Origin of the sequence: Rathayibacter sp. AY1F9 (assembly GCF_002932155.1) — a bacterium.
In the GTDB taxonomy this organism is placed as follows: Bacteria; Actinomycetota; Actinomycetes; order Actinomycetales; family Microbacteriaceae; genus Rathayibacter.
On sequence record NZ_PSVA01000015.1, the window covers coordinates 65,999 to 77,059 of the forward strand.

Here is an 11,061-nt window from a genome sequence, read left to right on the forward strand (position 1 = left end):
CTGGGCCGATGGTCGAGCCGACACCCCGGGACGCGCCCCTGCGCGCCGAGCGGGACGCCGCGCGGGCGGAGCCGATGCTGGGCGCTCTCGGCGCGTTCGGGCGCTTCGAGGGGATCGTCCCGCCGCTGTTCGAGGCGGCCGTGCGGATCCTGCACCCCTCCGACGACCCGCCCCGGCGCTGGCGCGAGGTCGCCGAGCGGGAGGGGACGCTCCTGCATCCGCTCGCGCAGTGGTACTCGCTCACCGGCGAGCATCCCGACGAGTACGCGGAGCCCCGCCTCGGAGTGCTCCCGCTCGACGAGCTCGCGGCCGTCGCCGCCGTGCTCGCGGAGCACACGAGCACCCCCGACGACTGCCTCGCCGTGTTCTGGGAGGGGTTCGGCGTGCTGAGCGGCGGGTCGCGGATCCTGATCTCCCGCGCGGACGCCTCGGACGAGCTGCCCGAGTGGATGAGCGACACCCGGCCGACCGGCTGGGAGCACCCCGAGACCGCCGCCGCGGCGACGGTCGAGCTGCCGGGGCGGGAGGGGCCTCTGCTCTCGCTCGACGTCCGGGTGCTCGAGGACACCGCGTGGGCGCGCGCGGCGGGCTTCGCCGACGCCTCCGGGCTCGTCGTGCAGACTCCGCTCGCGCTCTGGCCGGAGGACCGGGCCTGGTACCTCGCGAGCGAGGTCGACTTCGACTCGACGCTGATCGGCGGCTCGCGCGCCCTCGTCGACGACCTGCTGCGGGTCTCCGCCGCGGGGCGGATCGAGGCGCTCCTCCTGCCGGATCAGGTGGACCTCACGAGCACCGGTGACCGGCTCGACCCGAGGCGGCGGTGACGGGGTGAGCGACGAGGACGACGAGCGCTGGCTCGTGGTGAAGGGCCGCCGATGGCGGCGCACCGACCCCTCGCTGCCGGAGGACGTGGTCGCCGGCCTCACCTCGCACCTCGGGCGCGGGCGCTCGGGAGTGCGCTCCGCCAGGCTGCACGAGGACGCGGAGGCGGAGGCGCTGGCGCGCAGGAGGGTCGGGCTCGCCAAGCACGGGCTGGGCGAGCGCGGACCGGCATGGTGGGACGAGCCCGAGGCCGATCGTCTCGAGCGCGCCCGCGAGGCGCTGCGGGCGCTCGAGGAGCTCGACGCTCCGGAGGACTGACTCGGCTTCTGCATCCCCCGAGCGTGCTCGCCGGGCGAGGCGGGCGGGGAGTGCCCGAGCGGATCCGGGGAGAGCGCGCGGAACCGCGGCCTGTGGAGGACGACCGCCCCCGCGGAGGCCGCCGACCGAGGCCACCCGCCGAGGCCGCGAGCCGAGCCCGCCCGCCCCTAGCGGAACCTCACCACGAAGCCGTCCTCCGGCCCGGTCGGGAAGCTCTGCAGGCTCACGCGCAGATCCTGCCCGTCCTCGACGTCGTACGGGTGCCCCGCGGCCAGGAGCTCCAGCGCCGCGGACAGCAGGTCGACGGTCGCCGGCTCGCCCGGGCACCGGTGGTCGCCTCCGTAGTGCCCGCCGCCCTGGGCGATGAAGCCGTTGCGGTCGACCGGCGACCGGAACCGCTCCGGATCGAAGCGGCCCGGCGCCTCCCAGTGCGAGCCGTGGTCCGTCGCGTAGAGGTCGAGCAGCATCCACTGCCCCGCGGGAAGCGTCTCGCCGCGGAAGTCCAGCTCCCGGCGGGCCCTTCCTCCGACCATCGGGAAGAACGGGTAGAAGCGCCGCACCTCGTTCGCGAACGCGACGCGCTCCTCCTGGTCGGCGAGCCGCTCCCGCCACTCCGGATGCCGGTGCAGCGCGAGCGCCGCCAGGACAACGAAGCGCCCCACCGCGACCGTGGGCCGCAGCACGTTGATCAGCTCCACCGCGGCGACCTCGACGGGCAGGAGGCCGCCGTCCTCCTTCTCGTGCGCGATCCGGTGCAGGGGAGTCGGGGAGGGTCCGGCCGTCCGGCTCGCCTCGATCAGGCCGCGCGCCCACCGCTCGGTCGAGCGGCGGCGGAGTCGCGCGGCCCAGTTGTGCGGGCCGAAGCGCCCGGCGTTGTCGATCATCGCCCGGAGCTCGTCCGTGCGCCGCAGCACCTCCTCCTCGTCGGCCTCGATGCCGGCCCACGACAGGACCGCGCGGCCCAGGACCTCCGCGGCGACGTCCTGGAGGCGGACCCGCTCGCCCGTCAGCCGGGCGGCGGACGCCTGCCACTCCCGCGCGAAGGCCGAGACCAGCCTCGACCGCTGCTCGGGCGTCTCCACCAGATCCAGGAACATCCGCTTCCGCCTCCGGTGCGGCTCGTCCTCGAGGGTCTGCACGCTGCCCTCGTCCTGCAGGAGGTGCAGCACGGAGCCGGGCAGTGCGCCCTCGCGGTCGAAGCGCCCGCCCTCGTAGAAGAAGCGCGCCGCCTCGATGCCGCGCTGCTGTCGACCGCGGGGAGGACGGGGATCGAGGCGGCGATCAGCCGGCCGATCCCTCGGTGTCGTCGCCCTCGGCCTGCGAGGGCTTGTCGACGCCCGCGTCGTCGACGTGGTCGTGGTTCTGCGGGTTCTCCTGCGGCTGCTCGGTCCGGTCGGTCATGGTGCTCCTCTCGCGTCGGCGCGGTGCGCGCCTCGCGGCCACGGTAGGAAGAGCGCGGCGGAGCCGGGTACCCCGTTGACTCGCGGGGGAGGGGCGGGCAGAGTCCGCCGCCCTCAGCGCCTCCGCAGGAGGACCGGCGCGGTCGCCCAGACCACGGCGAGCAGCAGCAGCACGCCTCCGCCCGCCCAGAGGCCCGCCGGCCCGCCCAGCACGACGTCGAACACGAAGCCCACGACTCCGACGAACAGCAGCGATCCCGCCGCGAGGCACACCGTGACCACCCGGTTGCCGAACCGCACCAGCTCGGCCTTCCTCCGCCGCTGGAACAGCAGCCGGTGGGCGATGACCGGCGCCAGCGCCAGGATCGTGACGCACGCGGCGAGCAGGACGAGCACGAGGTAGAGCGCCACGTCCGGCGGCGCGAGGTCGGCGAAGCGCTGCTGGAAGCACAGCGTCAGCAGGAAGCCGCCCAGGATCTGCGTGCCGGTCTGCACGACCCGCAGCTCCTGCAGGATCTCGTTCCAGTTGCGGTCGGATCGCTCCTCCACCGTCTCGTCGCGACCGGAGTCGGGGGCGGAGGGGTCGACGGGTCGCTCGCTCATGGGACGAGGGTAGGGCTCAGCCGAGCAGGGACTCCGCCAGCGAGATCGCCCCGCGCACCCCGGACTCGTCGCCGAGGGCCGGGCGCACGATGCGGATCCGCCCGCCGCCCGTCCCCGTCGCTCCGGGCGCGCCCATCAGCCGCTCGACCTCGGCCTCGACCGCGGGGACGAGCCCCGGCGTCTTCGACACGCCTCCGCCGACGACCGCGAGCCGCACGCCCGCGACGTAGGCGAGCGTCGTGACGAGCTGCGCGAGGTAGTAGGAGCTGAAGCGGAGGTTCGCGGCCGCCTCCTCGGGGCCGAGGAGGGAGCCGTCGACGCCCCAGCGCGCCGAGATCGCGGGACCGGCGACCAGGCCCTCGAGGCAGTCGCCGTGGAACGGGCAGGTGCCGGCGAAGCCGTCCTCGGGGTGGCGGCGGGGCAGCAGGTGCGCGACCTCGGGCCAGCCGCTGCCGGCGAGGAGCCGTCCGCCCGCGATCACGCCGCCGCCGACTCCGGTGCCGACGGTCAGGTAGACGAAGTCGTCGACTCCGGCCCCGGCGCCCCAGCGGGCCTCGCCCAGGGCGGCTCCGTTGACGTCGGTGACCAGCGCGAGCCGCGCGCCCGGTGCGGCCGCGCCGATCGGGCCGAGGACGTCGGTGCCCTCCCAGCCGAGCTTCGGCGTGGAGGTGAGGTGTCCGTAGGTCGGCGAGCCGGGGTCGATGTCGAGCGGGCCGAAGGAGGCGACGCCGACCGCGGCGACGGTGCCGTCGACTCCGTGGCCGCTGACGAAGCCGGCCAGATCGGCGAGAGTCTCGGCGGGCCCGCGGGTCGGCAGGGTCGTCGTCGCGAGGATCCGCTCGGGATCAGCGGCGTCGGCGACCGCCGCGACGACCTTCGTGCCCCCGGTCTCGATGCCGACGAGGAGGGGACGGTCGGCGGTGGCGCTCATGGATCTCCAGGGCTCGTGCGGTGCGTCTCGGGTCTCAGCAGGCGGACAGCGAGCGCACCTGCGCCGACAGGGTCAGGGGGCTGCCGAGGAGCAGCACCTGATCGAGGTCGTGGCCCTGCATCTTCACACGGGTGCTGCGCGGCAGGCAGGTCGGCTCGCTGAGGTAGAGCGGGGCGCCCTGCTTCGCGGCGACCGGGCCGACGGCCAGCGCATCGGCGAAGCCGGTGGCGGTCGCGAGGTAGACGGTGTCGCCCAGCTCGGACGGCGGGAAGACGTCGTTGAGGCGTCGGCTGGTGTCGTGGCGGTCCGTCCCGGCGATGCGCGACACGGTGCCGGCGATCTTCGCGGCGCGGAGGTCTGCCTCGACGGCGGTCGAGATCGACGGCGCACCGCCGAGCAGCTGCACGGAGGAGGGGTCGAGTCCGGCGAGGGTGTCACGGGTCGGCTGGTCGAGGCGCGAGCGGGCGCCGTCGACGAGGAGGACGGGCTCGGCGCGGCGGCCGGCGATCGGCGCGACCGAGAGGGCGTCCGGGAAGTTGGTGCCGGTCGCGACGAAGACGTTCTCGTAGCTGCCGTCCGGGAAGGCGTCCTCGACGATCCGGCGCGAGGTGTCGTAGCGGTCGACGCCCTCGATGCGCTCGGTCGGGATCCCGAGGGCCTTCACCTGCTGGAGCACCGACTCGCTCACGGAGAGGGCGCTGCCGACCACGACGATCCGCTGCGGGGCGAGGCGGCGCAGCTCGGTCGCCACCACGGCGGGCAGGACGCTCGGGTCGGTGAGCAGGAGGGCGCCGCCCTGCTTCGCGGCGGCGGGGCCGGCGCTCAGCGCGTCCGGCCAGTTCGCTCCGCTGGCGAGGTAGACGACGGGGGCGCCGTCGGCGAATCCGGAGGCGGTCACCGCGACGGCGGTCGCGTACCGGTCGGTCCCGGCGAGGCGGGCGACGTCGGAGGAGTAGGCCGACGGGAAGAAGTCGATGCCGCTGCGGCCGCCCGGCGGCACGGTGACGACCGCGCGCTCGTCGAGGCGGGCCAGGCGCGAGAAGTACTGGTCGTCGTAGGCGGGGTACCCCGGCTCCACGAGGCGCAGGAGGTAGTCGCCGGCGGGCAGGGCGAGGTCGCCCGTGTCCCACGCGCGGGCGGCGCCGGGGGCTCCGGTGACGGGGACGGTGTCGAGCAGCGAGTACGTCCCTCCGTCGACCCACCAGGCCTGCACGTCGAAGGAGGGGGAGGAGACGCCGGGGACCGCGTCGGCGGTGATCGATCCGGACAGCTCGGCGGTGCGCAGGAGGGAGATGGCGACGGACTCGTCGGTCCCCCGGGTCGTCCTCGCGGCCTCGGCGACCGGGGTGTCGCCGAACCAGGTCGGGTACCAGTCGTCGCTGCCGATCAGGTTCGCGCGGACGGTGAGGGGCTCGCCGCCGGGAACGGGGAGGGAGAAGTCCGCGCCCGTGTTCGCCTGGGCGACCACGTCCCCCTCGGCGTCCTCGACCTGGACGTAGAAGTACGGGTTCTCGGGGGCGGGGTGCTCCTCATCGGCGTCGCGGAGCGCGATGGTGCCGGAGAGGACGACCTCGGCGGACGCCTCCTGCGCGGCGCTCGCGCCCGGGAGATCGGGGGCGGCGACGGCCGGACCGGCGGCGAGGCCGGCCAGCAGGAGAGCGGAGACGCCGATCGCGGCGAGGGGGCGTGCGGGCACGGCGGGCCTTTCGGCAGGATCCGCGGGAGGCCGCGGCGGACACGGTGTCTGAATGCTAGCCGCCGCCCGCCTCCGGGCGAGGGCGGGTGTCGGCGGGATGGGCCCCCGTCCGGGGGACGATGGTGGTGGATTCCCGGGGCCGCCGGAGGAGTCCGCGCGAGCAGGCTCCCCCGGCGGCCCGGGTCGGATCCCCTACTTGACGACCGCTGCGGTGGCGGCGGAGGTGCGCGTCGCCGTCGTGTAGTCGGCCTTCTTGCCGGTGACGGTCACCGTGATCTTCTTCCCCACCGTGGCGCTGGTCGGCTTGTAGGTGGCGGAGGTCGCCCCGGAGATCGCGGTGCCGTTCGCCTTCCACTGGTAGGTGAGGGCCACCGGCGAGGGACCCCAGGTGCCCGGCTTGGCGGTCAGGGTGGAGCCGACCTTCGCGGTGCCGGTGATCGTCGGGGTCGCGGCGGAGAGGGTGCCCGCCACCACGGCGCTCGTCTTCGCGGAGGTCTTCGTCACGGCGGTGAATCCGGACTTCGACCCCGTGACCGTCACGGTGATCGTCTTGCCGAGAGTGGCGCCGGTCGGCGTGTACGTCGCGGACGTCGCCCCGCTCAGAGCGGTGCCGTTCGCCTTCCACTGGTAGGCGAGGGCGACGGGGGAGGGACCCCAGGTGCCGGGCTTCGCGGTGAGGGTCGAGCCGACCTTCGCCGTGCCGCTGATGGTCGGCGTCGCGGCGGTGATCGCGCCGCCGGTCACGGCAGCGGTCCCGGAGGAGACCCGCGTGGTCGAGACGTAGCCCGACTTCGAGCCCGTGACGGCGACGGTGATCACCCTGCCCGCGTCGCCCGCGACCGGACGGTACGTGGTGCCGGTCGCCCCGCTGATCGCGGTGCCGTTCGCGCGCCACTGGTACGCGAGTGCCACGGGGGAGGGACCCCAGGTGCCGGCGCTCGCCGTGAGCGTCGAGCCGACCGCGGCGGTGCCGGTGACGGTCGGCGTCGCGGCGGTGAGGGCGGTGCCGCCGATGCGCACGACGGTCGATGCCGCCCCGCTGTCGCCTCCGGCGTTGATCGCGCTGACGCTCATCGTGTAGGTGGCGCCCGCCGCCAGGTGCGTGAACGTGAAGGAGCGGGCGGTGGCGGCGACCGTCGTCGACCACGGACCGGCGCCCGCGTTGTCGACGCCGTTGCGCGAGACGCGGTAGCCGGTGATCGCCGGGTTGCCGGCCGACTCCGGAGGCGCCCAGGAGATCGTCGCGGATCGCACGCTGTCGTTCGTGGTGCCGGCGACGCGCGTGGGAACGGAGGGGGCGACGTAGGGGTCGGCGGTGCGGGTGACGGACGCGGTCTCGCCCGCACCGATCTCGTTGATCGCCCTCACCGTGAAGGTGTACGAGGTGTTCGGGCGGAGGTTCGTGAACGTCTGCGAGCGGCGATCAGCGGAGACGACGGTCGACCAGGGGCCGCCACCTGCGGCATCGGTGCCGTCGCGGGCCACTCGGTAGCCGGTGACGGGACTGCCGCCGCCGTTGGACGGCTCGCTCCACGACACAGTGATGGAGCTGCCCGAGGATTCGGCATGGACCTGTTCCGGTGCCGACGGCATGGAGAAGTCGGTGCTGAAACCGGCGCACGTCTTGAGAGAGTCGGTGAAAGTGCGACGATTCTTCGCTCCATAAGTAGTCGATGCCGACCAAATGCAGAACTCGTAAAAGGCTCCCTGCTCGAGACTGAAATCCGCACTGGTGGTATCGCTCGTGTAGACGTCGTCGTAACCCGGGTAACCCGCGTCGTCCTCGTCCGGAGCGAAGATCAGCTCACTGCGGGCGTGGTACTCGTCGAAATTGCAGGGCTGCCCGTTGCGGGTCGGGGCCTTCCATCGTGCAGACGCGACCTTGGTCGAGGGGTCGACCGTCACGGTGAGGTCCACGGGGCCGGGAGCGCCTGACTGGCGGTGAACATCCGCGGATGCTGCGGTGCTCTGCGTATCTGAAGGCTGAAACTGCTCGTTCTCTGAGCCGCCGGTGGGTGGGACCGAAAGGTCGGACACGCTGACGACCTCGACGCCGATCGAATCGGTGATGTGCGGTACGGCAACGGTGGTCGAGGTGCCGTTCCTCACCTCGACGGATGCCAGCGTGACGGCTTCGTAGAAGATATAACCGGGGTACCAGTACGACTTTTGAAAGACATGGACTCGATAGCCCGCGACCGCTGGCTGGGGGGCGCTCCACGAGACTGTGACGGCGTCTGAGCATCCGTCCTGCACGGCGACGACGTTCGTCGGCGCAGCCGGCGAACCCGCGGCCTGGGCCGGGGTCGCGACGAAGAGGGAGAGGAGCAGGGCGAGGAAAAGGGAGACGCTGAGGGTCTTCGTTCGCATGGAGGAGGGCATCCGGATTCGTCGGAGCGAGAAGGCCGACGACTGTCGGGCCGGAGGGATCGTCCCATGCCGCTTATCGCTGCACTAAGTCCCCCATTCAGGGCAGAATTCGGCGGATTCCACAGATGTCATCAGCGCGATGACAAGAGAGAGGGATAAGGCCTTCTCACCGAGAGGCGCAACGTCGTTGCTCCGAAAGCCCCTGCATCAGGGCGAGGAAGAGGAGCCGTCGCGGCAACTCAGCGCCCCGCGCGAGAGCCACGGTGGTTTTCCGCGCCGCACCCACCGTTCACGCGCGTTCCGTGCGCCCCACGGCGAGAACCGCACGATCGGCGCGTGCAAGACTGGGCGCGAGCGTGCTCCATCCCGCTGCGTCATGCGCGGGGCACGGAGCCACTGGACCCGGTCCGCTCATCCGCATCCTTTCGCAGGAGGACTCGAATGACCGATACCGCCGTGCTCGCCGAGGCACCCGCCCGAACCCCCGTCGCGAAGACGATCCTGATGTGCCGTCCCGAGCACTTCACCGTCGTCTACCGCATCAATCCGTGGATGGACCCGCAGGTCCCCACCGACACCTCCCTCGCCGTCCGGCAGTGGCAGACCCTCTACGACACCTACGCCGATCTCGGCTTCACGATCGAGCTGATCGAGCCCGAGGCCGGACTGCCGGACATGGTCTACGCGGCCAACGGCGGATTCGTGATCGACGGCATCGCCTACGGTGCCTCCTTCACCTACCCCGAGCGCCAGCCCGAGGGCCCGGCGTACATGGACTGGTTCCGCTCGGCCGGCTTCGACGTCCGCGTCCCCGAGGAGGTCAACGAGGGCGAGGGCGACTTCCTCCTCGTCGGCGAGCGGATCCTCGCCGGCACGGGCTTCCGCTCCGCCTCCGACTCGCACGCCGAGGTCGCCCGCGTCTTCGGCCGCGAGGTCGTCACGCTCGAGCTCGTGAACCCGTCGTTCTACCACCTCGACACCGCGATCGCCGTGCTCGACGACACGAACATCGCCTACCTACCGAGCGCGTTCAGCGAGGAGGGCAACCGCACCCTCCGCGAGCTCTACCCCGACGCGATCCTCGTCTCGGAGGAGGACGCGTCCGTGCTCGGGCTCAACTCCTTCTCCGACGGCCTCAACGTCGTCATCGCCTCCCGCGCGACGGGCTTCGAGCGCCAGCTGCGCGAGCGCGGCTACAACCCGATCGGCGTCGACCTGTCCGAGCTGCTGCTCGGCGGCGGCGGCGTGAAGTGCTGCACGCTCGAGCTGCGCCGCTGACCCACTCCCCGTGGTCGGCGACCAGCAGCGCCGACCCACCCTCCACTGTCCACGATCCGTCGCACTCGACGCCGAGTGCGACGACTCCTGGAGAGTCGATCGTCCCCTCAGGAGGAACGACATGAGCATCACCGACACCGACACCGCCCGCTCCGCCGCCCTCATCGCCGCGGAGGAGGAGCACGCCGCCCACAACTACCACCCGCTGCCCGTCGTCGCGGCCACCGGCGAGGGCGCCTGGATCACCGACGTCGAGGGCGTCCGCTACCTCGACTGCCTCGCCGCCTACTCCGCCGTGAACTTCGGCCACTCGCACCCGGTGCTTCTGGAGGCGGCCCGCGAGCAGCTCGGCCGCGTCACCCTGACCAGCCGCGCGTTCCACAACGACCGCCTCGGCCCGTTCGTCACGGCGCTCGCCGCGCTCGCCGGCAAGGACATGGTCCTGCCGATGAACACGGGCGCGGAGGTGGTCGAGTCGGGCATCAAGGTCGCCCGCGCCTGGGGCTACCGGGTCAAGGGCGTCGCTCCGGGCCGGGCGAACATCATCGTCGCGGCGGGCAACTTCCACGGTCGCACGACCACGATCATCTCGTTCAGCGACGACGCGGAGGCGCGCGACGGCTTCGCCCCGTTCACGCCCGGATTCCGCACGGTCCCGTTCGGCGACGCGGAAGCCCTCGAGGCCGCGATCGACGACGACACCGTGGCGGTGCTGATCGAGCCGATCCAGGGCGAGGCGGGCATCGTCGTGCCGCCGGCCGACTACCTCCCGGCCGTCCGCGAGATCACCGCGCGCCGCAACGTCCTCTTCATCGCGGATGAGATCCAGTCCGGCCTCGGCCGCACCGGCGCCACCTTCGCCTGCGACCTGGTCGGAGTCGTCCCCGACGTCTACCTGCTCGGCAAGGCGCTCGGCGGCGGCATCGTCCCCGTCTCGGCCGTGGTCGCGGACGCCGACGTGCTCGGCGTCCTGCAGCCGGGCCAGCACGGCTCCACCTTCGGCGGCAACCCGCTCGCCGCGGCCGTCGGCCTCGCGGTCGTCGAGATGCTCGCGACCGGCGAGTACCAGGCCCTCGCCCGCGAGCGCGGCGCCCAGCTGCACGCGCGCCTCGAGGCGCTGATCGGCCGGGGAGTGGTCGCCGTCCGCGGCGCCGGACTCTGGGCCGGCATCGACATCGACCCGGCGCTCGCCTCGGGCCGCGCCGTCTGCGAGGCCCTGATGGCCCGCGGAGTGCTGGCCAAGGACACGCACGGCTCGACGATCCGCCTGGCGCCGCCGCTCGTGGTCACCGCTGCCGAGATCGACTTCGCCGTCGACGAGCTGGAGGCCGTGCTCGAGTCGCTGCGCTGAGGCGCACCGTCCTCCCCCCGCGAGATGCCGCTCCGGTCCGCGACACGCTGTGTCCGGCGAACCCGAGTGGCATCCCGCGGGAGGGGGGAGAGACATGTTGAGACGGGACGTCTCGATGTCGCGGCTGGCCGTCGCCGCTTTGCAATATGCGCGCGATGAGCACACCTCTCCCGCCGGAGAACACCCCGCCCTCGTCCCCCGACCAGCCCGCAGGCGAAGGTGGCGCCGGTGCGGCCGAGGCCGGACTGGATCTCATCCGCGATGAAGAGGACGTTGCGGCGCGCGGTGATCT

At 73.0% G+C, this 11,061-nt stretch carries 9 protein-coding genes and 1 pseudogene; 4 read left to right on the forward strand and 6 right to left on the reverse strand.

The genetic code is table 11. The features are described 5' to 3' along the window. The first annotated feature begins 8 nt into the window (after window positions 1–8). Both C5C37_RS10990 and C5C37_RS10995 read left to right on the forward strand, forming a co-directional pair. A complete protein-coding gene (locus C5C37_RS10990; protein WP_104338935.1) occupies window positions 9–824 on the forward strand; it encodes a hypothetical protein in 816 nt (271 codons plus the stop codon). 4 nt (window positions 825–828) lie between these two features. Next, window positions 829–1,140: a biopolymer transporter Tol gene (locus tag C5C37_RS10995; RefSeq protein ID WP_104223799.1), complete on the forward strand. Its 312-nt coding sequence runs from the start codon at window positions 829–831 to the stop codon at window positions 1,138–1,140. A gap of 167 nt (window positions 1,141–1,307) precedes the next feature. Here the strand turns inward: C5C37_RS10995 and C5C37_RS11000 are convergent, their stop codons facing one another. From C5C37_RS11000 to C5C37_RS11020, 5 genes are all read right to left on the reverse strand, one after another. After that, on the reverse strand, window positions 1,308–2,309 hold the full coding sequence (locus C5C37_RS11000; RefSeq protein WP_104338936.1) for a cytochrome P450: 1,002 nt from the start codon (window positions 2,307–2,309) through the stop codon (window positions 1,308–1,310). A 345-nt stretch (window positions 2,310–2,654) separates the two neighbouring features. After that, entirely contained in the window at window positions 2,655–3,143 is a 489-nt protein-coding gene (locus tag C5C37_RS11005; protein ID WP_104256068.1) for a DUF6328 family protein, read from the reverse strand. A gap of 16 nt (window positions 3,144–3,159) precedes the next feature. Then, window positions 3,160–4,074, reverse strand: coding sequence for an ROK family protein (locus tag C5C37_RS11010; protein ID WP_104338937.1), 915 nt, complete (start codon window positions 4,072–4,074; stop codon window positions 3,160–3,162). 34 nt (window positions 4,075–4,108) lie between these two features. After that, entirely contained in the window at window positions 4,109–5,770 is a 1,662-nt protein-coding gene (locus tag C5C37_RS11015) for a cell wall-binding repeat-containing protein (protein WP_104338938.1), read from the reverse strand. Between the two features lie 192 nt (window positions 5,771–5,962). Beyond that, window positions 5,963–8,140: a fibronectin type III domain-containing protein gene (locus C5C37_RS11020; RefSeq protein ID WP_181127409.1), complete on the reverse strand. Its 2,178-nt coding sequence runs from the start codon at window positions 8,138–8,140 to the stop codon at window positions 5,963–5,965. 441 nt (window positions 8,141–8,581) lie between these two features. On the opposite strand from C5C37_RS11020, the gene ddaH reads away from it, so the two are divergent. Next, complete coding sequence (gene ddaH / locus C5C37_RS11025; protein ID WP_104226838.1) at window positions 8,582–9,418, forward strand: dimethylargininase; 837 nt, start codon at window positions 8,582–8,584, stop codon at window positions 9,416–9,418. 121 nt (window positions 9,419–9,539) lie between these two features. Continuing rightward, window positions 9,540–10,769 carry an ornithine--oxo-acid transaminase gene (gene rocD / locus C5C37_RS11030; protein WP_181127410.1) on the forward strand — a complete coding sequence of 410 codons (1,230 nt, stop codon included), beginning with the start codon at window positions 9,540–9,542 and terminating at the stop codon, window positions 10,767–10,769. 197 nt (window positions 10,770–10,966) lie between these two features. Here the strand turns inward: rocD and C5C37_RS17160 are convergent. Continuing rightward, window positions 10,967–11,061, reverse strand: a pseudogene (locus C5C37_RS17160) (aminotransferase class III-fold pyridoxal phosphate-dependent enzyme); the annotation flags it as partial.

What these genes read in the sequence shown, in the direction of transcription:
- C5C37_RS10990 (WP_104338935.1), top strand. Translation starts at nt 9, where the DNA reads ATGGTCGAGCCGACACCCCGGGACGCGCCCCTGCGCGCCGAGCGGGAC.
- C5C37_RS11005 (WP_104256068.1), bottom strand. Translation starts at nt 3,143, where the DNA reads ATGAGCGAGCGACCCGTCGACCCCTCCGCCCCCGACTCCGGTCGCGAC.
- C5C37_RS11010 (WP_104338937.1), bottom strand. Translation starts at nt 4,074, where the DNA reads ATGAGCGCCACCGCCGACCGTCCCCTCCTCGTCGGCATCGAGACCGGG.
- C5C37_RS11020 (WP_181127409.1), bottom strand. Translation starts at nt 8,140, where the DNA reads ATGCGAACGAAGACCCTCAGCGTCTCCCTTTTCCTCGCCCTGCTCCTC.
- ddaH (WP_104226838.1), top strand. Translation starts at nt 8,582, where the DNA reads ATGACCGATACCGCCGTGCTCGCCGAGGCACCCGCCCGAACCCCCGTC.
- rocD (WP_181127410.1), top strand. Translation starts at nt 9,540, where the DNA reads ATGAGCATCACCGACACCGACACCGCCCGCTCCGCCGCCCTCATCGCC.